The organism is Halopseudomonas pelagia CL-AP6 (assembly GCF_000410875.1).
Taxonomy (GTDB): domain Bacteria; phylum Pseudomonadota; class Gammaproteobacteria; order Pseudomonadales; family Pseudomonadaceae; genus Halopseudomonas; species Halopseudomonas pelagia.
Genome location: NZ_AROI01000020.1, coordinates 21,314 through 45,150, shown reverse-complemented (window position 1 = coordinate 45,150; position 23,837 = coordinate 21,314). Strand labels below are relative to the sequence as shown.

Sequence of the window (23,837 nt, the reverse complement as noted above, 5' to 3'; positions counted from 1 at the left end):
GCGGCGAGGCCGCCGCTCCTACCAACAAAGTGTGCGGCCCTCCCCGGTAGAAGCTGCATGGTAGTAGCACAGCCGGTGGGAGCGACGGCCCCGCCGCGAAGGGTTTGACCTTCACCGGTCGCCTACCACTTGCAGCCCAGCCCCCGCCCCCATACAGTATCGCAAACTGTCTCATTTACCGAGGTACCCATGTCTCCCTTCCTGTTTGCCACCACCGCCCAGATTCTCTGCGAATCCGGCTCGGCCATTCGTCTGGCCGAACTCTGCAAGGAGCGCGGCGCCACCCGCGTGCTGATCGTCACCGATCCGGGCATCACCAAACTGGGCATGCTCAACGAGATACTGCCAGGCTTTGCCAAAGCCGGAATGGCGGTAGACATTTTCGATGCCGTACAGGCCGACCCGCCAGAGTCGGTGGTCATGGCCGCAGTCGAACAGGGCCGAGCCATGCACGCCGATCTGGTGATCGGTTTCGGCGGCGGCAGCTCCATGGACGTAGCCAAGCTGGTGGCCTTTCTCGCGCATCCCGGCTGTCAGCAACAGTTGGCCGATATCTACGGCGTCGGCAATGCCAAGGGTCAGCGCCTGCCGCTGATCCAGGTGCCGACCACCGCCGGCACTGGCTCGGAAGTCACGCAGATCTCCATTATCACCACTGGCGAAACCACCAAGATGGGCGTGGTCTCGCCGATCCTGCTGCCGGATATGGCCCTGCTGGATGCCGACCTGACCCTGGGCCTGCCGCCAGCCGTTACCGCCGCAACCGGCATCGATGCCATGGTGCATGCGATCGAGGCGTATACCAGCAAGATCAAAAAGAACCCCCTGTCCGACATGCTCGCCCGCGAAGCACTGCGTTTACTGGCGGCCAATCTGGACGAAGCCGTGCATAACGGCAGCAACCGCGAAGCCCGCCAGGCCATGCTGCTCGGCGCACTGCTCGCTGGCCAAGCCTTCGCCAACGCGCCAGTTGCTGCAGTGCATGCATTAGCCTATCCGCTGGGCGGCCATTTCCATATTCCCCATGGCCTATCCAACGCCCTGGTACTGCCCACGGTGATCGGCTTTAACGCCCCCGCCGCCGAACATTTGTATGCCGAACTGGCACCACTACTGGTCACCGACCTGAAACCCGGCAATGCCACCAGCCTGACCGAACAGCTGGTAGCCGCACTGGCCGACCTCAGCCCACGCTGCAACCTGCCCTCGCGCCTACGTGATGCCGGCGTACCCGAAGACAGCCTGCCACAACTGGCCAAGGACGCGATGCTGCAACAGCGCCTGCTGGTTAATAATCCACGGGAAATGACCGAAACAGATGCACTGGCGATTTATCGCGAAGCGTTTTAGTTTTTTCCAGCAGACAACACCAATGCCAGGCGGCCTTGGGTGATACCCGCAGTAGACCGTCTGCGCCCAGGACGGGCGCAGTCGAGCCCCCAGGGATGGGTTTACGGCGTGTCTAAGGAGGGTGTCGCCCAAGGCCGCCGATGCCGAACCCGTGATTAGTGGAACCACGCTTCCTGAGAGAAGACTTTGATATGAGCAACAAACCCAAACGCAGCGACTACCCCTATCTTCATCCCATCACCACCCGCTGGCACGACAATGACGTCTATGGGCATGTGAACAACGTGGTGTATTACAACTACTTCGACAGCGCGGTAAATAGCTGGCTGATTGAACAGGGCGGGCTGGATATCCACCGGGGCGAGCAGATAGCCTTTGTCGTCAGTTCCGGCTGCGACTACTTCGCCCCTATCGCTTTTCCCGAGGCGATCGAAATCGGCGTGCGCGTAGCCAAGCTAGGCAACAGCTCAGTGCACTATGAATTGGCTGTGTTCAAGGCAGGGGTCGAAGAAGCCTGCGCCGCAGGCCGCTTCGTTCACGTATTCGTCGAACGCACCAGCAATCGCTCCTGCGCGATACCGGCTGGGCCGCGCGCCGCGCTGGAGAAGTTGCTGGTCTGAAGATCAGCCCAGCACAGCGGGCAGATCACCCGGCGTAAACAGCTCAATCCAGTAGCCGTCCGGATCGCGAATGAAAGCGATATTTTTCATTTTGCCATCCTGCGGGCGTTTGACGAAGCTGACTCCCAGCTCCTCGAAACGCGCGCAGGCCGCCTCCAGGTCCGGCACGGCAAAACCGATATGACCAAAGCCCTTGGGCTCGTCATTGCCGTTGTGATAGCTGAAATCTGCGTCGTCCTCGGTGCCCCAGTTATGCGTCAACTCCAGCATTGCTGGACGACCAAACGTCTGTACCAAACGCTCGCGGGAATCATGCGACCAGTCGACCAACTCATGGGTATCGATCGCGGCGAGAAAATACAGACTGAATTTCATCTGCTCGAAATCCAGTTTTTTCACCAGCGTCATACCCATAATGCGCGTATAGAAATCCAACGTCGCTTCAGGCGACTTGATGCGCAACATGGTCTGGTTGAAAACAAAGCCTTCGGTAGCCGGATCACGGTTTTCGCAGAGTCCGACAGCGGATTCAAAATGGCGACTCATGGTAATAGCTCCCGGGCAGGTCAATGGAAAGAGTTACAAGAGTAACATTCCCATTGACCCGCTCGAAGCGCGCAAGTGCAAACGATTGTTTACACTGCGTAGGCGGAATTACTTGAAGGGCCGCTCATCCCACCAGGGGTAGAACGCAGGGCGATCCTTGCTTGGGCTGAGCTTGAACTGCGGCGGACGTTTTTCCAGGAAGGACTGCACGCCCTCCTTGGCATCTTCCGATTCGCCCATAAAGGCAATCGCCCGCGAATCGACCTTGTGCGCTTCCATCGGATGATCCGCCGCCATCATGCGCCACAACAACTGACGGTTGAGCAACGCGGACATGCCCGAGGTGTTGTCAGCAATTTCGCGCGCCAGCGCATAGGCGGCAGGCAGCAGTTCTTCCGGCTCGTGAATACTGCGAATCAGACCGCCCTTGAGCGCCTCTTCGGCATCAAACACCCGGCCGGTATACACCCACTCAGCAGCCTGCATAGGGCCGACCAAGCGCGGCAGGAACCAGCTGGAACAGGCTTCCATGGTGATACCACGGCGCGCAAACACAAAACCAAACCGCGCCTTGGTCGAAGCCATACGAATATCCATCGGCAACGTCATGGTCGCGCCCACACCCACCGCCGCACCATTAAAGGCACCAATCACCGGCTTGGTGGACTCGTAAATACGCAGTGACACCGTACCGCCACCGTCCCGCAGCGTGTCACCCTCCGGCTCACTCTGGCGCTTGTGCCGGTTAAAGGTATCACCGCCCTTTTCCAAATCAGCACCAGCGCAGAACGCCTTACCCGCGCCGGTCATGATGATGACCCGCACATTGTCATCGGCATCGGCAGCGTCAAAAGCTGCGATCAGTTCGCGGCACATCGCAGCGTTGAAGGCGTTCATGCGATCGGGACGGTTCAGAGTCAAAGTCAGAATGCCATCCTGTACCTGGTAGTCGAGTGTTTCGTAAGACATGGGGTGCTCCCTGTTGATCAGATGCCGACCAGTGTAGAACTGACCGGTCACAGGGACCAGTTGAGTTATGGAGGCGTATGTGGGGGTATTGTTGGGGTGGATGGGGTTCGATTAGCCGCCGGTTCCGCTTACCTGTCCCGCTGTGGTGCGTCCGGTGACGCGCATTGAGAAAATCGGTAATGCTCTAGCCGTCCCTCAGAGCCTCGCGCCGGATGCCGAGGACGTGCTCGGTCATGTGCTGTTCGCGCTCAAACACGAAGACATCAACCTGACCGTGCTGGCTCAGGCCCTGCCCGTGTCGGTCGCCATGAAACGGCAGGAGCGGCAGTACCTTGAAGCCCTGCAAGCATTCTCGCGCCCTGCCCGGGATTTCTGGAAGGTTCGGTGGATTGACTATGGCCAGTACGATTTCATCTTCCAGGGCCACGAGACCATCTACCGCTACTGGGATGCCACGCCCAGCGTAGTGCTTACTCTGAAAATGGCCCAGTTAACGCTAGAGGAGGAGCTTCAAAAGGAAACCACCTTCCTGGAGCGCTATGACACCAATTATCGGTGCTTAGACGAGCGCTTCGACGTGCGCGGCAGCGACCTGACCCAACTGGTCATGATGTGCCTGAGCAACAGCAGAAAGATCTCTGGCAACCGCCGCAAGCAATACCGATATACCGTTCCGGAGCATGTCTTCGACTATATCGAAGAGGTTTACAGGCGAGTAATGTGAAATCAGGGTCGAAATCAGGGTCAGGTCAGGTCTTTTGCCTGTGAGTGAAACGAGCAAAAAAGGTCGGGTAGACGACGATGTTGGCACCGTCGCCCCCCAGAGCTCCGGACGGGCACGATTAACGCATCCGGCTCCTCAACTCATCATCTTCGCAGGTCTTGTGGTCGTCAGCTTCACCGCAGGTAATGTGTATCGCTTCAACCATTTCACCCAGACATGCTCTACGACCCATACCGGAACCGCTTTAACGCGGCGATATTACCGCTGATACCAAAGTTTACGCGTAGTGCCCTCTCAGCCTTCGACAGAGCACCTTATATTGCTCGGGTAATGCCTGGCCCTGCTGGGAGAGCCAGGCGATGTCTGGCATTACTGGCGTCGGGTGACATGATTCTCGCACTGCTCGGCGGAATGCGTTACGACCCCTGTCAGTGGCCGCTGTCGCCTGCGCCAAACAGATGAAGCGCGCCATAAACCATGCGCTAGGCCACTGGCCGCCAGACATTGCCCTACCGGGTTTTCAGTGCATTGGCCAGGCGCAGCATGGCCACTTCGATTTCATAAGCGGTCAAGGACGAGTAACCCAATAGCCAGCCTTGTTTCTTCTCCTCGCTGGCGTACAACCGGCTCAGACCGGAAAGCTGGACGCCCGCACTGGCTGCCTGGCGGATGGTTTTTTCCTCAGGCCAGCCATCGTGCAACAGGCAGGGGATTTGTAGCCCGCCAGGAGGACGCAAGGCGGTAACGATGCCGTGCAGATGCTTGCCGATCGCGTCGAGCATAACCGAGCGGCGCCCGGCATACAGCTTACGCATGGCCCGGACATGGGCGTTGTAATGGCCGTCCTCCATAAAGCGCGCCAGGGTCAGCTGCAGGATCTGTGGAGTGTGGCCGTCCATCATGCTGCGCGCGTAGGTGAAGGCTTTGACCAACTCGTGGGGCAGTACCATATAGCCCATTCGCAGCCCGGGGTAGAGAGTCTTGCTGAAGGTGCCGAGGTAGAGGGTGCGTTGGTACTTGTCCAGGCCCTGCACGCAGGCGGTTGGTTGCCCGTCGTAGTGGAACTCGCTGTCGTAGTCATCTTCAATGACCCACTTGCCCTTCTCCGCAGCCCAGTTGATCAGCTCAAGCCGGCGCTCCAGTGGCAAGGTCGCGCCAGTTGGGTATTGATGAGAAGGCGTAACATAGACGCAATTGGCGCCGCTACGGTCGGCGTACAGCAGGTCGGTGCGTATGCCCAGTTCATCGACATCGATGGGCACAACCTTGGCCTCGGCAGTTTCAAAGGCTTTTTTGGCACCGTAGTAGCCCGGGTTTTCCAGCAGGATCGGTTTGCCGGCGTCCACCAGCAACTGCGCACACAGAAAGAGAGCCTGGCGAGTGCTGCTCAGCACCAGGATCTGGTCGGGGGAGCATTTGGCCCCGCGCTCGAGGTTCAAGTAGGTGGCAATCGCCTTGCGCAGCGGCTCGGCACCTTGCGGGTCGCCGTGCAATAGCACGTTGGCGCGATAGTCCTTCATCACCTGGCGCTGCAGGCGTTCCCAGACATCGGTCGGAAAGGTGCGGGTTTCCGGCAGGCCGGTGGCAAACGCCCTGATCACCTGCTGATCGTTCACGCCGCCACTGTCGAAGATCATCCGTCCGCGCTGGCTCAGCCCCGCCCCTGGCACTGCCTGGTTGCTGTTGACCTCTTGCGCTTTGATGCGTCGCCGCGCTGCGCCGCGCAATTCGGTGCCCACTGTTTCGCAGACATAACTGCCAGCACCCCCGCGCCGCACGATAAAACCGTCCCGGTGCAGTTGCACATAGGCGTTCTCCACGGTGTCGCGGGCAATCCCGAGCGACTTGGCCAACACCCGAGTCGCGGGTAGCTTCAAACCGGGGTCAAGGGCGCCATCGAGGATCAGCTCTCGCAGTGCGCGCTGAATCCGCTGGTGCAGATCCAGCAACTGAAACTCAGCATCGTTAAGGCGCATCTTCAGCGTTTCGAGCTCGAACGTTCTCGCCATGCGGTCTGCTCTGCTTTAAAAAATTGGCCTGCAAAGGCAGTCCATTCTATCCGTAGAATTGGCCTCTCGCCACTGCCTTTGTGCGCGGCGATCACGTGCGTTGCGAGCGGTTTTTAACAGGGGTTATTCAGCTATGGCCAGGTCACACAATTTCAGCGCAGGCCCGACGGCGTTGCCGATGGAGGTACTTACCCTAGCGCATGAGGAGTTTTTTGACTTCGCGGGTACGGGCATGTCGGTGATGGAGATCAGCCATCGCAGCGAGGTATTCATGGAGGTTGCCTACCAGGCCGAACAGGATCTGCGGGACATTCTGCAGGTCCCCGGCGAGTACAAGGTGCTCTTCCTGCAAGGAGGCGCTTCGCTGCAGTTTGCCCAGGTGCCGATGAACCTGTTGGGCAATAAACGCACGGCCGACTATCTGCATACCGGACTCTGGTCAGGCAAAGCCATTGAAGCCGCCCAGCGCTACTGTGACGTTCGCATCGTCGCCAGCGGCAAGGCGTCTGGCTTTGATCGCATCCCCGACGTCTCGGGCTGGAACCTCAACCCGACCGCCGCCTACCTGCACTACACCGAGAACGAAACCGTACACGGCGTACAATTTGTCGATGCCCCTAATGGCCCGGCACCCTTGGTGTGCGATGCCTGTTCCAGCTTGCTTTCCAAGCCTATAGACGTAGCCAGACATGGCCTTGTGTATGCCGCCGCGCAAAAAAACATGGGCGTGGCCGGGCTGACGGTGGTCATTGTTGACCCGGCGTTGCTGGCGACTGCGCAGGTGTTCACCCCCGACCTACTCAACTACGCGCGGAGCATTGACGCGCAGTCGATGCTCAACACGCCGGCGACCTTTCCCTGGTACCTCGCCGGCCTGACGCTCAAATGGATTAAGCGCAGCGGTGGCCTCGAAGGCATTCACCGGCAAAATCAGGCCAAGGCCGAGTTGCTGTATCGCACCCTCGATAATAGCGATGGTTTTTACCGCAACAGCGTGCAGGCCCCGTTTCGTTCGATTAACAACGTGCCGTTTGTGCTCGCTGATGCGGGGCTGGAAAAAGCGTTCTTACGGCGGGCCGAGCAGGCCGGGCTCAATGGGCTAAAAGGGCACGCCTCGGTCGGAGGGATGCGTGCCAGCCTCTACAACGCGATCACGCTACAGGCGGTCGAGGACTTGACCGACTTCATGAAGGGGTTTGCCCGGGTGCATGGCTGATGCGGGGGGCTTGAACCATCGCGGTTCGCCGCAAAGTGGTCTGGCATTCAGCTGGAAAGCCTATGGGCAAAACATTCCATTCAAGCGTTATACAACACCTCTCACCCGAGGTTAACCACCTCATTTTGCAAGGAGCAAAGCCATCATGTCTTCTTCGGCCGCTGCGTCGCGCCTGCATCTGCGTGACCTTCTGCATCCGGTTGTCGCCGGGATGATTTCAGTCATCGTCAATTACGGCGGCACGTTCATCCTGATCTTTCAAGCCGCCAAGGTCGCCGGACTCAGCCCCGATCTGACGGCATCCTGGGTGTGGTCGGTGTCGATTGGCGTGGGAATGACCGGGCTGCTTCTCAGCTGGGTGAGCCGTGAACCGATCATTACCGCCTGGTCGACACCCGCCGCGGCGTTTCTGGTCGTTGCGTTGTCCACCACGCCCTACGCCGAAGCGATAGGCGCGTATATCATTTCGGCCGCTGCCTTCGTTCTGCTGGGTTTGTCCGGCTGCTTCGACAAGGTCATCCGCCTGATTCCGCCGGGCGTGGCCGCAGGCCTGCTGGCCGGTATCCTGCTGCAGTTCGGGATCGGCGCGTTTGCGGGCATGAGTCTTGATCCCGTTCTGGCGGGATTGCTGATTGCCGCTTACGTGGTGCTCAAGCGCTTTACCGCGCGTTATGCGGTGGTGGGCATTCTCGTGCTGGGGCTGGGGTTTCTACTGACGCAAGGCCGCGTGGATTTTTCAGGGTTGACGCTGCAATTCGCGACACCGGTATTCACGCGGCCCGAGTTCTCGGTCAATGCGTTGCTCAGTGTCGCACTGCCGTTGTTTCTGATTACCCTCACCGGCCAGTACATGCCGGGCATGTTGGTGCTGCGCAATGATGGCTTCAAAACCAGCGCCAGCCCCATCCTGGCTGTGACCGGGCTGGGCTCTCTGTTGATGGCGCCGTTCGGCTCTCACGCCTTCAACGTCGCAGCCATTACCGCCGCCATCTGCACCGGCAAGGAGGCCTCCGAGGATCCGTCCAAGCGCTGGATCGCCGGGATTGCCGCCGGTGTCTTCTACATTTTCGTCGGGATTTTCGGGGTGACCCTCGCTGCCGTGTTCATGGTGTTCCCGGCCACCTTTATCACAACGTTGGCCGGGCTGGCCCTGCTCGGCACCATCGCCGCGAGCCTGGCCAGTGCCATGGCTGACGTCAAATCCCGCGAAGCCTCGCTGATCACATTTCTGGCGTCCGCTGCCAATATCACCATGCTGGGGATTGGCGGCGCGTTCTGGGGGCTGCTGATCGGTCTGGCCGCCTATGCCTTGCTCAATGGGCGCTTGCCGCGTCGTCAGACCGTGGCAACTACCGCCGAAGACGCTGTTGTGACCAAAGGAGCCTCTCACTGATGTTCGCCCAGCCGCAAGACATCGCCCCCCTGCACAAGCGTCATGGCCGTTATCCCCAGGCCACCAGCGTCGAGGACTTTCGCCACAACCTGGCAGCGGTACAGCAACGTATCGCCAATGCCTGCCAGCGGGTTGGACGTGACCCCGCGAGTGTACGTCTGCTGCCGGTCAGCAAAACCTTTGACGAAGCGCATCTGCGCCTGGCCTACGCAGCCGGCTGCCGGATGCTGGGTGAGAACAAGGTGCAGGAAGCGCAGAACAAGTGGCAGGCCATGAGCGATCTGGTAGACCTGCAATGGTCGGTTATCGGCCACTTGCAAACCAATAAGGTCAAGCAGGTGGCGCGTTTTGCCAGTGAATTTCAGGCGCTGGACAGCCTGCGAGTGGCGGAGGCCCTGGATCGTCGCCTGCACATTGAGAAACGCCAACTGGATGTGTTCGTCCAGGTTAATACCTCCGACGAAGCCAGCAAGTACGGCCTGGCGCCCGAGGCTGTCGCGGATTTTATATCTGCGCTGCCATCGTTCCCGGCGTTACGGGTGCGCGGATTAATGACGCTGGCACTGTTTTCAGCCGACGTGGCCCGTGTTCGTCCTTGTTTTGTACGCCTGCGCGAACTGCGCGATCGTTTGCGCGAGCTCGCCCCGCAGGGCGTTGGGCTGGAAGAACTTTCCATGGGCATGTCCGGCGACTTTGAAATTGCGATTGAAGAAGGAGCCACCGTGGTGCGTGTCGGCCAAGCCATTTTCGGCGCGCGTGCGATGCCGGATGCCTACTACTGGCCGACTGCGGATGCTCTTGCTCAAGCCGGCGAATAGTCGCTGCTGACAACACCCTAATGTTTTGATCCATCTTTACAGGAACGCATGCAATGTCCTCTGCACCTCCGTACCTCATGCACACCTATGCTCGTCAGACGGTCTCCTTCAGCCGAGGCCAAGGGGCATCTCTGTGGGACAACCACGGGGTCGAATACCTGGACGCAATTGCCGGCGTGGCGGTGACCAGCCTGGGGCATGCCAACCCCGAAATTGCCGTAGCCATTGCCGAGCAAGCCAGCCAGTTACTGCACACCACCAATATGTTTCGCATCGAATGGCAGGAGCAATTGGGTAAGCGCTTGTGCATTTTATCGGGCATGCAGCGTGCCTTTTTTTGTAACTCGGGGGCTGAGGCCAACGAGGCGGCGCTCAAGCTGGCCCGGCTGCATGCCAAGGCCAGGGGTGTCGTGCAGCCACAAGTGCTGGTGATGGAAAACAGCTTTCACGGTCGCACTTTGGCCACCCTCGCGGCCACCGGCAACCCCGCCGTGCAGCGTGGTTTTGAGCCCTTGATGCCAGGCTTCCTGCGGGTGCCTTACGACAATATCGAGGCGGTCCGCCAAGTCGCGGAGCAATCACCCAACATCGTGGCGGTGCTGGTCGAACCGGTGCAGGGTGAGGGCGGTGTGCATGCGGCATCCGCCGGTTATCTACAGGCCTTGCGGCAACTGTGCGACAAGCACAACTGGCTGATGATGGTCGATGAAGTGCAAACCGGGATGGGGCGCACCGGCGCCTGGTTTGGCTTCCAGCATGCGGGGATTGTCCCGGATGTCATCACGCTGGCCAAGGCCCTGGGGAATGGCTTTCCCATTGGTGCGTGCCTGGCTCGCGGCAAGGCTGCCGAACTGTTTTCCCCGGGCCATCATGCGTCCACGTTCGGCGGCAACCCCTTGGCTTGTCGCGTGGGATGCACCGTACTCGACATAATGCAACGCGATCATATCCCGCAGCGCGCAGCCACCTCCGGCCATCGGCTGCTGACCGCGCTGCAGCGAGCGCTACGCAACCACAGCGAGGTCGTCAGTATTCGCGGCCTGGGCCTGATGGTCGGTATCGAACTGAACCGCCCGTGCGCCGAACTGGTCGGCCGGGCGCGCGACGAACACCGCCTGCTGATCACGGTGACTCGCGGCACGACCTTACGACTGCTTCCGCCGCTGATCTGCGATGACTCGCAGATCGACGACATTGCCGCGCGTGTCATTCGGCTCCTGTCGTAAACCGACTTACTTTCCAAACAAGGACCTTTCATCATGTACGACTCCACGCTGACCCTTGACGCATTCGACGCCGAGTTGTGTGAAGCGATTCATAACGAAGAACATCGTCAGGAAGACCACCTAGAACTGATCGCCTCCGAGAACTATGCCAGCCCTCTGGTAATGCAAATCCAGAGCACCGTGCTCACCAACAAATACGCCGAAGGTTATCCGGGCAAGCGCTACTACAGCGGCTGTGAATATGTTGATGTGCCTGAGCGACTGGCCATTGAGCGAGTCAAGACCTTGTTCAGGTGTGATTACGCCAACGTGCAGCCCCATGCGGGCGCCCAGGCGAACGCTGCAGTATTCCTGGCATTGATCAATCCCGGCGACACGGTGATGGGGATGAACCTGGCCCAAGGTGGCCACCTGACCCACGGTAACCCTTCAAACTTCTCGGGCCGTCATTACAAGATCGTCCCTTATGGGCTGGACCCGAAAACGGGGTTTCTCGATTACGATGAGATGGAACGCATCGCCTTGGAAGCGCGCCCAAAAATGCTGATCGGTGGCTTTTCTGCCTACTCCCGGTACAAAGACTGGGCGCGTATGCGGACCATTGCCGACAAAATCGGGGCCATTTTCTGGGTCGACATGGCCCACGTCGCGGGGCTGGTCGCCGCCGGCGAATACCCGGACCCATTGCCTCACGCCCACGTGGTCACCAGCACCACACACAAAACCCTGCGCGGACCACGAGGCGGTTTGATTTTGTCCAAGGGGCAAGATGAGGCGTTCTACAAAAAGCTCGATTCTGCGGTATTTCCGGGCATTCAGGGCGGCCCGTTGATGCACCAGATCGCTGCCAAGGCCGTCGCCTTCAAGGAAGCACTGACGCCCGAGTTCAAAACCTATCAGACGCAAGTGGTGATCAACGCCCGGACCATGGCAGCCGTGCTGCAACGTCGTGGTTACAAGATCGTCTCCGGCGGCACCGACAACCACATGATGCTGATCGACCTGTCCGGCAGGCCTTACACCGGCAAGGAAGCCGATGCGGCACTGAGCGACGCCTACATTACCGCCAACAAGAACTCGGTACCCAACGATCCGCGCTCACCGTTCGTGACGTCCGGGTTGCGCATCGGTACCCCGGCGGTTACCACCCGAGGTTTCGGCGCGTTCGAGTGCGAGCAAGCAGCGGGTTGGTTGTGCGACGTACTGGACGCCCTGGAAAACGGCGATAGCGAGAAAGTCAGGCACCAGGTACGCGAACAGGTTGTGGCGCTCTGCCGTCGTCATCCGGTCTATCGCTAACCCTCTATTCCGAACATTCGCAAGGTACTGTTGACCGTGAAGACACGCAGTTTCTGGTGGTGATCAATGAGGAGCAACAGTACTCGATCTGGCCCAAGTTCAAGGCCGACTGCCTGGCATGCATCGAAGCCAACTGGAGCGACATGCACCCTGCCAGTTTGCGCGAGGCGATGCCAGAGATCTGGCATCGGATTTTCGTTGTGTCGCGACCCGCCTGTTACCAGCGATAGTTGACCGAACCGATCAACGTGCGCTCGTCGCCATAACGGCACGAGGCGTTGCAGAACAAGTATTTCTCATTGGCCAGATTCTGCGCCTTCATGGCCAGAGTCCAGTTCTTATCCACTTCGTAGCTGACTTTCGCGTCAAACAGGGTATAGGCGTCCACCTTCTCGTCAGTGTCCGAGCTGGAAGTACGGCTGGTGCCCATAAAGCGAGCTCCACCGCCGACTACAACCTTGGGCAAACCCATACGGGCCAGGCGATAGTCGGCCCGCAGGCTGGCCATATGGTAAGGCACGCCGTCGATGCGCGTCCCAACCCGGCTGGCCACCGAGTCATCCGTGATTTTTGAATCAGTGTAGGCATAGGAAGCGGTGGTGCTGAGGTTGGCAGTGACATCTGCTTTTGCTTCCAGCTCGACGCCCCGTGAGCGAGTCTCACCGAACTGCACGGTGTCGCCGGAGAGGTCGGTGCTCAGCGAGTTTTTCTGCTTGAGGTCGTATACCGCTGCGCTTAACAGTGCATTGGTGCCTGGCGGAGTGTAGCGCACGCCGACCTCGTACTGCTCGCCTTCGGTCGGCTTGAACGAGGTGTTAGCGTTCGGATTGAACACGTTGGCTGGCAGGAACGACTGGCTCCAGCTGACGTACGGGGCCAGGCCGTTGTCGGCTTCGTAGACCAGGCCTACGCGGCCTGTGGCTTTCTTGTCATCGCGTGGGGTGCGTGCACCCGTGGCGTTGGCGTAGGTTCGGCTTTCCGCCCAGTCCTGGCGACCGCCCAGAAGCAGGATCCACTTATTGTCGAACTTGATCTGGTCTTGCAGGTAAACGCCCGACTGAGCGCTGTGCAGGTCCGAGCCGTTGTCGGCGGAGGTAATGCTCGTCGGTGCACCGTACACCGGGTTGGCCGGGTTGAAGATGGAGGTCGCGCTTGCGAAACGATGCGAGTCGTAGGTCTTGTGGTAATAGTCCACGCCAGCCAGCAGAGTGTGCTGCCAGCGGCCGCTGTTGAGTGCCCATTGCACGTTGTTGTCGCTGGTCCAGCCTTCGGATCGCTCGCGGCGGATGCTTGCCCGGCGTGCCAGCAGGCCCTGGTCGCGCAAGGCGGCACTGCCGGTATCGGCGACTTGCATGTAATCCCAGCTCAGGTCAGCTTCGAAGTGGCGCAAGGCGTGACGGATTTTCAGGTTGGGCGTGAAGTTATGCTCGAACAGGTAGCCGATCGTGGTCGAGTAGTTGTTGTAGTGGTCGAAGCCTCGCTCGCCGGTAAACAGATCGCGGTCGACTTTGGGGTAAGCGGCGCTGGACGAGGTCGTCAGGTCATAGTCCAGGGGGGGAGCGAAACTGGTGCGGGTTTCCTGATAGCTGGCCAGGAACGTCAGCGAGGTGTCCTCGTCAGGTCGCCAGGTGAAGGCCGGCGCTATGTAGCGGCGGTCATCGTCGGTGTCCGTGGTCTGAGTGTCGCTGTCGCGCCACAGGCCGGTGAGGCGATAGGAAAACTGCCCGGCTTCGTCGATCGGACCGCCCAGGTCGAAGCTGTACTGCTTGCGCGCATGGCTGCCGTATTCGACGTTGATTTCATGCAGTGGTGTATCGGTCGGGCGCTTGGTGATGGTGTTGATCAGGCCGCCTGGCGACAGTTGGCCGTACAACACCGAAGAGGCGCCCTTGACCACTTCCACGCGCTCCAGGCCGTAGGGTTCGATGCCGCCGTCATACACGCTGCCTTGCAGCTTCATGCCATCGCGCAGGATACCGCCCGTGCCCGACCCCACGTTGAAGCCACGGATCACGAAATCATCGCCCACACGACTGAAGCCGCCCGGCTGGGCAATTACGCCCGGCGTGTAACTCAGGGCTTCGGCCAGGGTGTCAGTTTTGCGGTTATCCATTTCGTCGCGAGTGATGACCGAAATCGACTGTGGAATCTCCTTGATCGCCGAGTCAGTCTTGCTTGCGCTGGTGCTGCGCGTTGCCACCGGGCCACTGAGCTGACCGGTCGGGTTTTCGATCGCCTCCGCATAGATGTAGGCTTCCTGCAACACCAGCGCGTCGCTTGGCGTTGCCGCATTTGTGCTGTCGGCAGCGTGGACGGCACTTAGCGACAGACCACTGAGAAGCAAGGCCAGCGCCAATGGATGGTAGTCGAAGACGTTCTTCACGTGCATGGAGGCTCCTAGTGTGAAGTGGTTTTTTCAAGTTGGTAAGGATCAGGCCGCCCGTTGCTCGATCCCCATCAGGCAACGGGCGGCCAACTGTGAACGGTCAAGGGTAGTAATCGTCGGAGTAGGTAAACAGCTCGTCGTTGTAGCTGCCGAGCATTGACCCGGCTCATCTCATTCAGGCCATAGCTTAGGCAAGATTATATCGAATACTAATAATAACTATTTGCATTAATTAAAAACAATCTGCATTCGAACCTTTTTCAGGAAAAGGGGGCAGAAAAAGGGGGCAAATTTATTTTCTTCAGGTATTTGATATTCCGGAGCATTGCTGGAGCGCATGCTGGAGGATCCATCGGGTATGGGCATATGCGCCTTACTGGCTCGCAACACATACAAACGCCATCTTTTGAACTTGTCGCAGGCAACTCTATGCCAGCAGACAGTGTTGGCTGGTAGGGCCAAGCCAACCGATGGCTTGCAGATGGCCGTGCAGATCGGCGCAGATCCACGCGCCAGTGTAAGCGGGCGGGTATATCTGATTGACCGCTGGGTTTTGCGCTGCTGTCAGACGTTCTGGCAAAGAACAGTGCAGCCCAGCCGCAAAGCACTACTTAAACGTTTTGCCATTACCAGGGGGCTGCACCAGACTTTAGACTCGTGTCAGGGTCTATGCTTAGATTACGCTTGTGATCAGAGCTACTCTTGAGGAGCCCACGGATGACCAGGCAGAACACGTGAAATATTCGACACTTTCTGCAGCGCTGCTCTGCTTATTGCTCGGCACTATTACTATCGCCAGGGCTGAGCAGTATCAGGTCGTTACCGAAGAGTGGGCGCCGTACAACTACCAGAAAAACAATCAGCTCACCGGGATGACCACGGAGATTGTTCAGGCCATCATGGCGCTGACCGGGGATGACTTTAAGGTGGTCCTGCTGCCTAGTATGCGGGCCACCCGCGCCCTGAATGACCGGCCCAAGACCATCATGTATTCTCTGTTCCGCACCGCAGAGCGCGCGCCGCTATACAAGTGGGTCGGCCCGATCACGGAAGAGTCCATTCACCCTTATCAGTTGGCTAGTGCGGCGCAGCCGGTAGACTCTCTGGAGCAACTGCTGCGTGCCCCACGGATCACCACGCGACACGCTGGCCTGGTTCCCGATTTGTTGCACTCACTGGGCTTCAACAACCTCGACAGAAGCGCCACCAAAAGCCAGCAGCTCTACCGCATGCTGCTAGCCGGGCGTACCGACATCATCATCGGCGACACCGCTGCGGGCGTGGCTCACCACAGCCAACAACTGGACATCGCCCCTGGTACACTGCGGCAGATTCCCATCGAGATCTATCGCTCATCGCTGTACATCGCCTTCAGCCTCGACTGTGACGACGAGCTGGTAGCCGCCTGGGCTCAGGCGCTGGAGCAACTGCGCCAATCGGGCGAGCTGGCGCGCATCCAGCGTCGGTACGAGCACACCAATGAGTAATAAAAGCACGGAACAGACGAAGGACTACGGGGTTCTCCCGGTCGTTACCGGCAGATTCAGTCGATACGTTCGAACTTCAGATCCCAGACCCCATGCCCCAATCGCTCACCGCGGCGTTCAAACTTGGTGATCGGGCGTTCTTCAGGGCGCGGTACGTAGGTGCCGTCTGCGGCCAGATTGCGGTAGCCGGGCGCGGCGCTCATGACTTCCAGCATATGTTCGGCATAGGCTTCCCAATCGGTGGCCATATGGAATACGCCGCCGATCTTCAGCTTGCTGCGTAGTTGCTCGGCAAAGGCCAACTGTACGATGCGGCGCTTGTTGTGCTTCTTCTTGTGCCAGGGATCGGGGAAGAACAGCAGCACGCGGTCCAGACTGCCGTCAGGGATAGATTGATTCAGCACTTCGATGGCATCGCAGTCGAATACCCGCAGATTATCGATTCCTGCTGTCAGCACGCCATTGAGTAGCGAGCCGACGCCCGGCAGGTGTACTTCAACGCCAATAAAGTCCTGCTCCGGCGCGGCCTGGGCCATATCCAGCAGAGATTGGCCCATACCGAAGCCAATCTCCAGCGTGCGCGGTGCCTCGCGGCCAAAGAGCGTATCCAGGTTCAGCAGCCCGTTTTGCAGATTCAGTCCGAACCGCGGCCAGCCCAGATCGATTCCGCGTTTCTGCGCGTCGGTCATGCGCCCGGCGCGCATCACGAAACTGCGGATGGCGCGGCGCGGAAAGCTTGCTTCGGCACCCGCCTCGGGCAGATCGGAGGTGTCGGGCAGATCGTGGTTCTCGGTCATGTCAGGCTCGGTAGCGTTAAATGGCAGATCTGAATTTGGATCAGATCGGATACAGCTCGTGTTGGAAACAGCCCTTAGAAGAAGGTGCCATCTAGCGGTGACGATGCCGTGGCGTACAGCTTGCGCGGCATACGCCCGGCCAGATAAGCGCTACGGCCTGCCAGCACCGCATGCTTCATCGCCTCGGCCATCAGCACCGGCTTCTGCGCGTGTGCAATCGCGGTGTTCATCAGTACCCCGGCACAGCCCAGCTCCATTGCAATGGCCGCATCCGAGGCGGTACCCACACCAGCATCAACCAGCACCGGCACCGTGGCTTCTTCCAGAATAATGCGCAGATTGTAGGGATTGCAGATACCCAGGCCAGAGCCGATCAAACCGGCCAGCGGCATCACTGCCACACAACCCATCTCTGCCAGTTGGCGCGCGATGATCGGGTCGTCGCTGGTATAGACCATCACGTCGAAGCCGTCCTTGACCAGCACTTCGGCGGCCTTGATGGTTTCGATCACATTGGGGAACAGGGTCTTCTGATCGGCCAGTACTTCCAGCTTGACCAGCTTGTGCCCGTTCAGCAGTTCACGCGCCAGGCGGCAGGTACGCACAGCGTCGTCGGCGGTGTAGCAGCCGGCGGTATTCGGCAGGATGGTGTAACGGTCTGGCGGGATCACATCCAGCAGGTTCGGCTCGTCGGGGTTCTGGCCGATATTGCTGCGGCGGATCGCCACCGTGACGATTTCCGCACCTGAGGCCTCGATGGCCTCGCGGGTTTCGTCCATGTCCTTGTATTTACCCGTGCCCACTAGCAGACGGGAGCGGTAGCGCACGCCGGCAATTTCAAAGGCGTCCTGAGTCGTATCTGTCATGCGGTTCTCCGATGGAGCGGCTAGCCGCCGCCGATGGCCTGCACGATTTCCACCCGATCGCCGTCGGCCAGCCGTATCTGGGCGTGTTCGCTGCGCGGCACAATCTCCAGATTCAGTTCCACGGCCAATCGCTTGCCGGTCAGCCCCAATCGCTCAATCAGCTCGGTAATGCTGACAGGGTGATCAAGGGAGCAGGCTTCGCCATTCAGTTGGATCTGCATGGGTAAGGTCTCTGTGGTCGTGCGGGAAAGGCCGCAGTATAGCGCGACGAGCGCCGCCATGGCCACGCCGCGCCCAATTGACACACCTACAAATGCCGCCAGACACCGATGCCAAGGCACAGCCAACCGAGTAGGAACGCCACCCCGCCAAAGGGCGTGATAATGCCCAGCTTGGTGATCCCGGTCAGCGCCATCACATACAGACTGCCGGAAAACAGCAGCATGCCCAGTACCAGCAGCGCGCCCGCGCTCTTGAACAGCGTCGCCTCCGGCCAGCGCAGCAACAGCAGCGCCACGCCCATCAAGGCAGCGGTATGCCAGAGTTGATACTGCACCCCGGTCTGAAAAGCACCGAGCAGATTCTCCGGCAAGCGGCTGCGTAAACCGTGCGCGGCGAACGCGCCCAATGCCACGCCGGTAAAACCACTGAATGACGCCAGTAAAAGCAATAGTTTGGCCAAGCTTGAATCCCTCGTTCTATACTGCGAGCCAAACCGACAGACGACCCGCCCATGTTGAAAAAGTTACTGCTCAAGACCGCCAAATGGCTGACCATTCTTATGGCCTTGAGCCTGATCCCGGTCATCCTCCTGCGTTGGATCCCCTCCCCCGGCTCGGCATTGATGGTTGAGCGCTGGGTGGAGTTTCGCCAGGATAACAGCCAGATCGAGATCAGTCGGCAATGGGTGCCGTACAAGAGCATACCCGATAGTATGAAGATGGCCGTGATTGCCGGCGAAGATCAGCACTTTGCCCAGCATTTCGGCTTTGATCTCAGCGCAATCAAGGCCGCAGTTGAACATAACCGTCAGGGCGGCAGCCTGCGCGGCGCCAGTACACTGACCCAGCAGGTAGCGAAAAACCAGTTTCTCTGGTCCGGTCGCAGTTGGCCGCGCAAGGCGCTGGAAGCCTGGTTTACCCTGTGGATCGAAGTGCTCTGGCCGAAACAGCGCATCCTCGAAATCTATCTGAACATCGTCGAATGGGATGAAGGGGTGTTTGGCGTTCAAGCTGCGGCCCAACAACACTTTGGCATCGATGCCAGCTATCTGTCTGACCGCCAGGCCGCGCAGCTCGCTGCAGTGCTGCCGAATCCGCGCGAATGGAGCGCTGCGGCCCCGCCAGCGCATGTGCAACGCCGGGCTAACTGGATTCAGCAGCAGTCACGGCAATTGGGTGGCGCCCATTATTTGCGTGAGATGGAGGCTGGCCGGCGGTTACCGGAATGGTTGAGTCTGCGTTACTGGCGCAATCGTCTGGAGGTGTAAACCTTCAGTGATTGCCACGCAGACCGAACATGATCGAGTAGGCCTGCTCGCCGGTTACCGCAACGACGATGCCGGCGCGGCCATAAACCCAGGCCTGATCATCGCCGCTGACTTCCAGGCGCATGTCCGGTTCACCCAGGGTGGCGATAATGCGCGGGGTCTCAATCGGCTTGAACGGCGTCAGACTCATGCGCTCCACCGCTTGCCCGACCAGCGCCGCGCCGACCGCCGGGGATACCGATTGATCGACCATGTCGGCTTTCCAGTCCTGCGCCGTCTTCAAGCTGTCCATGCGCCGCTCATCCAGACTGATGACTGCCTGCAAGCGCCAGTCTGCGCCATCGCTGTGCATAACATGACGACTGATCAGCTGCGGCTCGCCGTCGGCACTGATCATCCAGAGCTCGCCACGCTGACCCATCACGCCCTCGACATCCGCCAAGGTGAGATTGCCGTCACGCAGCGGAGCCCAGAGCCTCTCCTCGTAGGTAGCCCGCCACTCAAGGGGTTCGGGCTGCGCGTCAGACTTGTCCATGATCCAACTACCGAGCGCAAACAAACCAATGATGATCAGACTGAACAGCGTGGCCATACCAAGGCGCGGGCGGAATGTCATGCGAAGCTCCATTGATTGTTTGAGCGGGATTGATTGAGCGGGGGATTATGCGGGCTGAACTGCGCGGCTGCCAGCCAGGTAACAAAAAAGGCATCCCGGAGGATGCCTTTGATCAACTGCGCAGCTATTCGAATCAGAGATCGTCTTCGGTCTCGAGATTCTTTTTCAGCTTGTTCATCGCGTTCTTTTCCAGCTGACGAATGCGCTCGGCCGATACTTGGTATTTGGCCGCCAGCTCGTGCAGCGTGGCCTTTTCTTCAGCCAGCCAGCGTTGATAGAGAATATCGCGGCTACGCTCGTCCAGTTGCTCCAGGCCCTGCTGCAACTGATTGACCGAACTGTCGGACCAGTCTGCGGACTCAAGCTGCGTGGCCGGATCGTAGCGTTTGTCTTCCAGATAATGCACGGGCGCGTAGGCTACGCTGTCATCGTCATCATCCTGGGCGCCATCAAAGCCCAAATCCTGACCATAAAGTCGGCTTTCCATCTCGCGCACTTCACGCGTGGCCACACCCAGATCAGCGGCTACCGCATCGACTTCATCCTGGGACAACCAGGACAGCTTCTTCTTGGCGCTGCGCAGGTTGAAGAACAGTTTGCGCTGGGCCTTGGTGGTGGCGACCTTGACGATGCGCCAGTTGCGCAGAATAAACTCGTGAATCTCGGCGCGGATCCAGTGCACGGCAAAGGACACCAGGCGCACACCCATTTCCGGATTGAAGCGCTTGACCGCCTTCATCAGGCCGACATTGCCTTCCTGCACCAGATCGGACTGATTCAGACCATAACCGGAGTAGCTGCGCGCAATATGCACAACAAAACGCAGATGCGACATAACCAGTTGGCGTGCCGCTTCCAGATCCTCGTTGTAGTACAAACGATCAGCTAGCGTGCGCTCTTCCTCGACACTGAGTATCGGGATGCCACTCACTTTCTGAACATAGGCCTCCAGATTGGCGCCGGGGACCAGGCTATGTATGGGCTGCAACGCAGTGCTCATGCTTGAACTCCAATATAACGATGGACGAGTGTATCACTCCGAACTGAGAGTGTGAATCGTCTAAATAAGTTCCCTTACAGGATGCCTTATCTATTTAAATCAATAGGTTAGCCAGATTTTAGCGTTTTAAAAGCGGTTTGCTACTGCGGCTGTATGTCGCGGATATGCCGTCCCACCGCCAACCAGGCGCCGACCAGCCCCAGCAACATCGCTGCGGCAACCAGGCTCAGCCCGTCCAGCAAGGGCATGCCGGCCAGCTCGAAATCGCTCTGGTACAGCGCCGCTACCTCACGCACCGTCAGGTTCAACCAGAGCATGCCTAGCCACAGCAGCAACCACGCCAGCAGCCCGGCCAAGAGACCATAAAGCACACCTATATACAGAAATGGCCGGCGGACAAAGGCATCAGTACCACCCACCAGCTTGATCACCAGAATCTCGTTGCGGCGACTTTCGATCGCCAACCGAATGGTATTGGTCATGACCAGCAGCAGCGCCAGCACCAGTAACACTGCCAAGCCGCCGGTAAAGCGCTCGAGCATAGCCAGGATGCTGGTCAAACGCTCGATCCACAGCAGGTCAATCTGTACCAGTTCCACGCCCGGCAGCGCCGCCAGTTGGTCGCGCACCGGCTCCAGCGCAGCGGCGCCGCCGTCAAGACTCGCCGGGGTAACCACAATAACCGAGGGCAAAGGGTTGTAGGACAGCTGTTGCAGTGCTTCACCCATACCCGAATGCTGCTGAAACTCCTCAAGCGCCAGGGCCTTGTCGAGCAACCTGGCTTCTGCCACGCCCTCAACCGCACGGATCTCGCCGAGCAATTGCTCAGCCGCTTCGCTGGAGACGCTGTCCTGCAGGTATACCGACAGTTGCGCAGCGCGCTGCCAATCAACGCCAAGCCGCTCAACCTGGCCGATCAGCACGGCCAAACCCATCGGCAAGGCCAGCACTATGGTCATTACCAGTATGGTCATGGCGCTGCTCAGTGGATGATGCCTGACCCGATCTACCGCCTGCCGGGCACTGGCCCTATGGCTTCCGGCCCAGCTGCGCAGCGGATGCCGCCAACTGCGCTCGGAACGCGCCGCGCCTTTTGCGGGCGCCTTTTGCGGGCGCCTGGGGGTTTTAACAGCGGCTTTACTAGGGCCGTTACGTTTATCTTCAGCCATGCTGATCACCATCCCTGAGCAGAGTGCCCTGGTCGAGCGTCAACATGCGGTGGTCCAGCGTGGCGATCAAGGGTAAATCGTGACTGGCGATGATCACCGTCACGCCGACCCGATTAAAATCTTCAAACAGGCCCATAATCTCGGCTGACAGTTCCGGGTCAAGGTTACCGGTCGGCTCATCGGCGAGCAGCAACGCCGGTTTGTGCACCACCGCACGGGCAATGCCGACGCGCTGCTGCTCACCGCCGGACAGCGCAATTGGATACAACGCTTCGCGGCTCAACAGGCCAACCTTGTCCAGCGCCGCACGCACGCGCCGGCCAATCTCGTCGGGCGGTGTGCCATTGATGATCAGCGGCAAGGCGACGTTATCGAACACGGTGCGGTCGAACAGCAACTGGTGATTTTGGAACACCACGCCGACCTGACGGCGCAAATAGGGGATGTCATCGCTGCTCAGGTCCGCCAGGTTCTGCCCACCCACGTGCACCTGCCCGGAGCTGGGGCGTTCCATGCACATGATCAACTTGAGCAGCGTGCTCTTGCCGGCGCCGGAATGCCCGGTAATAAACACCATTTCGCCGGTCTTGATATGCAGGGTGAGCTGGTCCAGACCCATATGGCCGTTGGGATAGCGCTTGCTGACCTGGTTGAAACGAATCATGGCTTAATCGCGACCAAACAGGGCTTTGACAAACTCCGATGCGGTGAAGGGTCGCAAATCGTCGATCTGTTCGCCCACGCCGATAAAACGGATCGGCAGGCCAAACTGCTTGGCCAAAGCAAAAATCACCCCGCCCTTGGCGGTACCATCCAGCTTGGTCAGCACCAGACCGGTGAGGCCCACCGCCTGATCGAACAGTTTGGTTTGGGAAATCGCGTTCTGGCCGGTACCGGCATCCAGCACCAGCAGCACTTCGTGCGGCGCTTCTGGATCGAGCTTGGCCAGCACCCGCTTAACCTTCTTCAGCTCGTCCATGAGATGGTCCTTATTGTGCAGGCGTCCGGCGGTGTCCGCGATCAACACGTCCACACCGCGGGATGTGGCTGCTTGCAATGCATCAAAGACCACCGAAGCAGAATCGGCGCCGGTATGCTGAGCCACCACCGGAATCTTGTTGCGCTCACCCCAGACTTGCAATTGCTCGACAGCAGCAGCGCGAAAGGTATCGCCGGCGGCCAGCATGACCTGCTTGCCCTCGCCCTGCAGGCGCTTGGCCAGTTTGCCGATAGTCGTCGTTTTGCCTACCCCGTTAACACCTACCACCAGAATAACGAACGGCTTCTTCTCGGGGCTGATGACCATGGGCTTGGCGACATTCGCCAGCAAGTCTTCCAGCTCGCCTTGCAACGCCGCATACAGGGCCTTGCGGTTGGACAGTTGATGGCGGCGCACGCGCGTTTGCAGCGACTCCATGATCAGGGTCGCGGCCTCGATGCCGACATCAGCCATCAACAGGCGCGTCTCAAGCTCTTCGAGCAACTCGTCGTCGATATCCTTCTCGCCCAGAAACAGGTTGGCCATGCCATCGCCCAGATTGACGCTGGTTTTCGACAGGCCCTGCTTCATCCGCGCAAAAAAGCCCTGCGGCTCTTTGCTTTGCTCGGTGCTCTGTAGCGGGTTCTGTTGGGCGTTCTGCTCACTGCTCGGCTGAGCTGACTCGGCGCTACCGAGGCCAGCAAACAGCGACGCGGCGGCATCCCGGGCTGCCTGGTCGTGGTTGACCGGCGGCTCGGGCGTATCTTCCTGCTTGCGACGCCCCCAGCCGAACAGGCCTTTTTTCTCGGCTTTGGCCTGGTCCTGGTCTTTTTTGGGTGTTTCGGGGTGTTCTGGCTTGTCTTTGGAACCAAACATTG

The 23,837-nt window shown here is 59.4% G+C and carries 25 protein-coding genes; 11 read left to right on the top strand and 14 right to left on the bottom strand.

Features of this window, described 5'->3' with window-relative positions:
- Positions 1-189: 189 nt before the first annotated feature.
- Both K787_RS0114800 and K787_RS0114795 read left to right on the top strand, forming a co-directional pair.
- Positions 190-1,350, top strand: coding sequence for an iron-containing alcohol dehydrogenase (locus K787_RS0114800; protein ID WP_022963586.1), 1,161 nt, complete (start codon positions 190-192; stop codon positions 1,348-1,350).
- Positions 1,351-1,541: 191 nt separating this feature from the next.
- On the top strand, positions 1,542-1,970 hold the full coding sequence (locus K787_RS0114795; protein ID WP_022963585.1) for an acyl-CoA thioesterase: 429 nt from the start codon (positions 1,542-1,544) through the stop codon (positions 1,968-1,970).
- 3 nt (positions 1,971-1,973) lie between these two features.
- Here K787_RS0114795 and gloA read toward each other — a convergent pair whose 3' ends face one another.
- Together gloA and K787_RS0114785 are read right to left on the bottom strand one after the other, a co-directional pair.
- Positions 1,974-2,516, bottom strand: a complete 543-nt coding sequence (gene gloA / locus K787_RS0114790) for a lactoylglutathione lyase (RefSeq protein ID WP_022963584.1) — start codon at positions 2,514-2,516, stop codon at positions 1,974-1,976.
- Between the two features lie 108 nt (positions 2,517-2,624).
- The gene (locus K787_RS0114785) at positions 2,625-3,485 is read right to left on the bottom strand and encodes a crotonase/enoyl-CoA hydratase family protein (protein ID WP_022963583.1); all 861 of its coding nucleotides are present in this window, start codon (positions 3,483-3,485) and stop codon (positions 2,625-2,627) included.
- Positions 3,486-3,639: 154 nt separating this feature from the next.
- Between K787_RS0114785 and K787_RS23320 the strand changes: the two genes are divergently transcribed.
- Positions 3,640-4,209, top strand: a complete 570-nt coding sequence (locus K787_RS23320; RefSeq protein WP_022963582.1) for a hypothetical protein — start codon at positions 3,640-3,642, stop codon at positions 4,207-4,209.
- Positions 4,210-4,718: 509 nt separating this feature from the next.
- Here the strand turns inward: K787_RS23320 and pdxR are convergent.
- Positions 4,719-6,218: a MocR-like pyridoxine biosynthesis transcription factor PdxR gene (gene pdxR, locus K787_RS0114775; protein WP_022963581.1), complete on the bottom strand. Its 1,500-nt coding sequence runs from the start codon at positions 6,216-6,218 to the stop codon at positions 4,719-4,721.
- A 133-nt stretch (positions 6,219-6,351) separates the two neighbouring features.
- Between pdxR and serC the strand changes: the two genes are divergently transcribed.
- The 6 genes from serC to K787_RS24360 all read left to right on the top strand — a co-directional run bounded on the left by serC (position 6,352) and on the right by K787_RS24360 (position 12,400).
- Positions 6,352-7,434, top strand: coding sequence for a 3-phosphoserine/phosphohydroxythreonine transaminase (gene serC, locus K787_RS0114770; RefSeq protein WP_022963580.1), 1,083 nt, complete (start codon positions 6,352-6,354; stop codon positions 7,432-7,434).
- Between the two features lie 145 nt (positions 7,435-7,579).
- A complete protein-coding gene (locus K787_RS0114765) occupies positions 7,580-8,827 on the top strand; it encodes a benzoate/H(+) symporter BenE family transporter (protein ID WP_022963579.1) in 1,248 nt (415 codons plus the stop codon).
- A complete protein-coding gene (locus K787_RS0114760) occupies positions 8,827-9,645 on the top strand; it encodes a YggS family pyridoxal phosphate-dependent enzyme (protein ID WP_022963578.1) in 819 nt (272 codons plus the stop codon). Before K787_RS0114765 ends, K787_RS0114760 begins: the two co-directional genes overlap by 1 nt.
- A 53-nt stretch (positions 9,646-9,698) precedes the next feature.
- Positions 9,699-10,871: an aspartate aminotransferase family protein gene (locus K787_RS0114755; protein WP_022963577.1), complete on the top strand. Its 1,173-nt coding sequence runs from the start codon at positions 9,699-9,701 to the stop codon at positions 10,869-10,871.
- A gap of 33 nt (positions 10,872-10,904) precedes the next feature.
- Positions 10,905-12,170 carry a serine hydroxymethyltransferase gene (gene glyA, locus K787_RS0114750; protein WP_022963576.1) on the top strand — a complete coding sequence of 422 codons (1,266 nt, stop codon included), beginning with the start codon at positions 10,905-10,907 and terminating at the stop codon, positions 12,168-12,170.
- Positions 12,143-12,400: an MbtH family protein gene (locus K787_RS24360; protein ID WP_052185388.1), complete on the top strand. Its 258-nt coding sequence runs from the start codon at positions 12,143-12,145 to the stop codon at positions 12,398-12,400. The genes glyA and K787_RS24360 overlap by 28 nt, the downstream gene beginning before the upstream one ends.
- Here K787_RS24360 and K787_RS0114740 read toward each other — a convergent pair.
- Together K787_RS0114740 and K787_RS25880 are read right to left on the bottom strand one after the other, a co-directional pair.
- Positions 12,388-14,559, bottom strand: coding sequence for a TonB-dependent siderophore receptor (locus K787_RS0114740; protein ID WP_022963574.1), 2,172 nt, complete (start codon positions 14,557-14,559; stop codon positions 12,388-12,390). The two genes, K787_RS24360 and K787_RS0114740, sit on opposite strands and share 13 nt — an antisense overlap.
- A 424-nt stretch (positions 14,560-14,983) precedes the next feature.
- Positions 14,984-15,136 (bottom strand): DNA topoisomerase IB-related protein, encoded by a 153-nt coding sequence (locus K787_RS25880; protein ID WP_339650191.1) that lies wholly within the window; start codon positions 15,134-15,136, stop codon positions 14,984-14,986.
- A gap of 154 nt (positions 15,137-15,290) precedes the next feature.
- Here K787_RS25880 and K787_RS0114730 point away from each other — a divergent pair, with 154 nt between their 5' ends.
- Complete coding sequence (locus K787_RS0114730; RefSeq protein ID WP_022963572.1) at positions 15,291-16,043, top strand: substrate-binding periplasmic protein; 753 nt, start codon at positions 15,291-15,293, stop codon at positions 16,041-16,043.
- A gap of 56 nt (positions 16,044-16,099) precedes the next feature.
- Here the strand turns inward: K787_RS0114730 and trmB are convergent, their stop codons facing one another.
- The 4 genes from trmB to K787_RS0114710 all read right to left on the bottom strand — a co-directional run bounded on the left by trmB (position 16,100) and on the right by K787_RS0114710 (position 18,388).
- The gene (gene trmB, locus K787_RS0114725; RefSeq protein WP_022963571.1) at positions 16,100-16,840 is read right to left on the bottom strand and encodes a tRNA (guanosine(46)-N7)-methyltransferase TrmB; all 741 of its coding nucleotides are present in this window, start codon (positions 16,838-16,840) and stop codon (positions 16,100-16,102) included.
- A gap of 74 nt (positions 16,841-16,914) precedes the next feature.
- Positions 16,915-17,706, bottom strand: a complete 792-nt coding sequence (locus tag K787_RS0114720) for a thiazole synthase (RefSeq protein WP_022963570.1) — start codon at positions 17,704-17,706, stop codon at positions 16,915-16,917.
- 20 nt (positions 17,707-17,726) lie between these two features.
- Positions 17,727-17,927 carry a sulfur carrier protein ThiS gene (gene thiS / locus K787_RS0114715; protein WP_022963569.1) on the bottom strand — a complete coding sequence of 67 codons (201 nt, stop codon included), beginning with the start codon at positions 17,925-17,927 and terminating at the stop codon, positions 17,727-17,729.
- A gap of 86 nt (positions 17,928-18,013) precedes the next feature.
- On the bottom strand, positions 18,014-18,388 hold the full coding sequence (locus K787_RS0114710; RefSeq protein ID WP_022963568.1) for a DUF423 domain-containing protein: 375 nt from the start codon (positions 18,386-18,388) through the stop codon (positions 18,014-18,016).
- A gap of 51 nt (positions 18,389-18,439) precedes the next feature.
- On the opposite strand from K787_RS0114710, the gene mtgA reads away from it, so the two are divergent.
- A complete protein-coding gene (gene mtgA, locus K787_RS23315) occupies positions 18,440-19,195 on the top strand; it encodes a monofunctional biosynthetic peptidoglycan transglycosylase (protein ID WP_022963567.1) in 756 nt (251 codons plus the stop codon).
- 4 nt (positions 19,196-19,199) lie between these two features.
- Here mtgA and K787_RS0114700 read toward each other — a convergent pair whose 3' ends face one another.
- The 5 genes from K787_RS0114700 to ftsY form a co-directional block, all read right to left on the bottom strand.
- Positions 19,200-19,811: a hypothetical protein gene (locus K787_RS0114700; RefSeq protein WP_022963566.1), complete on the bottom strand. Its 612-nt coding sequence runs from the start codon at positions 19,809-19,811 to the stop codon at positions 19,200-19,202.
- Positions 19,812-19,944: 133 nt separating this feature from the next.
- Positions 19,945-20,811 (bottom strand): RNA polymerase sigma factor RpoH, encoded by an 867-nt coding sequence (gene rpoH / locus K787_RS0114695; protein ID WP_022963565.1) that lies wholly within the window; start codon positions 20,809-20,811, stop codon positions 19,945-19,947.
- 140 nt (positions 20,812-20,951) lie between these two features.
- Positions 20,952-21,980 carry a permease-like cell division protein FtsX gene (gene ftsX, locus K787_RS0114690; protein WP_022963564.1) on the bottom strand — a complete coding sequence of 343 codons (1,029 nt, stop codon included), beginning with the start codon at positions 21,978-21,980 and terminating at the stop codon, positions 20,952-20,954.
- Positions 21,973-22,644, bottom strand: coding sequence for a cell division ATP-binding protein FtsE (gene ftsE / locus K787_RS0114685; protein WP_022963563.1), 672 nt, complete (start codon positions 22,642-22,644; stop codon positions 21,973-21,975). Before ftsE ends, ftsX begins: the two co-directional genes overlap by 8 nt.
- Positions 22,645-22,647: 3 nt before the next feature.
- Positions 22,648-23,835 carry a signal recognition particle-docking protein FtsY gene (ftsY, locus tag K787_RS0114680; protein WP_022963562.1) on the bottom strand — a complete coding sequence of 396 codons (1,188 nt, stop codon included), beginning with the start codon at positions 23,833-23,835 and terminating at the stop codon, positions 22,648-22,650.
- Positions 23,836-23,837: the final 2 nt, after the last annotated feature.

Bases quoted from the DNA above. Each gene is read 5' to 3' on its own strand.
- K787_RS0114720 (WP_022963570.1), bottom strand. From the start codon at position 17,706: ATGACAGATACGACTCAGGACGCCTTTGAAATTGCCGGCGTGCGCTAC.
- K787_RS0114785 (WP_022963583.1), bottom strand. From the start codon at position 3,485: ATGTCTTACGAAACACTCGACTACCAGGTACAGGATGGCATTCTGACT.
- rpoH (WP_022963565.1), bottom strand. From the start codon at position 20,811: ATGAGCACTGCGTTGCAGCCCATACATAGCCTGGTCCCCGGCGCCAAT.
- K787_RS0114795 (WP_022963585.1), top strand. From the start codon at position 1,542: ATGAGCAACAAACCCAAACGCAGCGACTACCCCTATCTTCATCCCATC.
- K787_RS0114760 (WP_022963578.1), top strand. From the start codon at position 8,827: ATGTTCGCCCAGCCGCAAGACATCGCCCCCCTGCACAAGCGTCATGGC.
- mtgA (WP_022963567.1), top strand. From the start codon at position 18,440: ATGTTGAAAAAGTTACTGCTCAAGACCGCCAAATGGCTGACCATTCTT.
- trmB (WP_022963571.1), bottom strand. From the start codon at position 16,840: ATGACCGAGAACCACGATCTGCCCGACACCTCCGATCTGCCCGAGGCG.
- ftsX (WP_022963564.1), bottom strand. From the start codon at position 21,980: ATGGCTGAAGATAAACGTAACGGCCCTAGTAAAGCCGCTGTTAAAACC.
- pdxR (WP_022963581.1), bottom strand. From the start codon at position 6,218: ATGGCGAGAACGTTCGAGCTCGAAACGCTGAAGATGCGCCTTAACGAT.
- ftsY (WP_022963562.1), bottom strand. From the start codon at position 23,835: ATGTTTGGTTCCAAAGACAAGCCAGAACACCCCGAAACACCCAAAAAA.
- thiS (WP_022963569.1), bottom strand. From the start codon at position 17,927: ATGCAGATCCAACTGAATGGCGAAGCCTGCTCCCTTGATCACCCTGTC.
- serC (WP_022963580.1), top strand. From the start codon at position 6,352: ATGGCCAGGTCACACAATTTCAGCGCAGGCCCGACGGCGTTGCCGATG.
- glyA (WP_022963576.1), top strand. From the start codon at position 10,905: ATGTACGACTCCACGCTGACCCTTGACGCATTCGACGCCGAGTTGTGT.
- K787_RS0114765 (WP_022963579.1), top strand. From the start codon at position 7,580: ATGTCTTCTTCGGCCGCTGCGTCGCGCCTGCATCTGCGTGACCTTCTG.
- K787_RS0114755 (WP_022963577.1), top strand. From the start codon at position 9,699: ATGTCCTCTGCACCTCCGTACCTCATGCACACCTATGCTCGTCAGACG.
- ftsE (WP_022963563.1), bottom strand. From the start codon at position 22,644: ATGATTCGTTTCAACCAGGTCAGCAAGCGCTATCCCAACGGCCATATG.
- K787_RS0114740 (WP_022963574.1), bottom strand. From the start codon at position 14,559: ATGCACGTGAAGAACGTCTTCGACTACCATCCATTGGCGCTGGCCTTG.
- gloA (WP_022963584.1), bottom strand. From the start codon at position 2,516: ATGAGTCGCCATTTTGAATCCGCTGTCGGACTCTGCGAAAACCGTGAT.
- K787_RS0114800 (WP_022963586.1), top strand. From the start codon at position 190: ATGTCTCCCTTCCTGTTTGCCACCACCGCCCAGATTCTCTGCGAATCC.
- K787_RS0114700 (WP_022963566.1), bottom strand. From the start codon at position 19,811: ATGACATTCCGCCCGCGCCTTGGTATGGCCACGCTGTTCAGTCTGATC.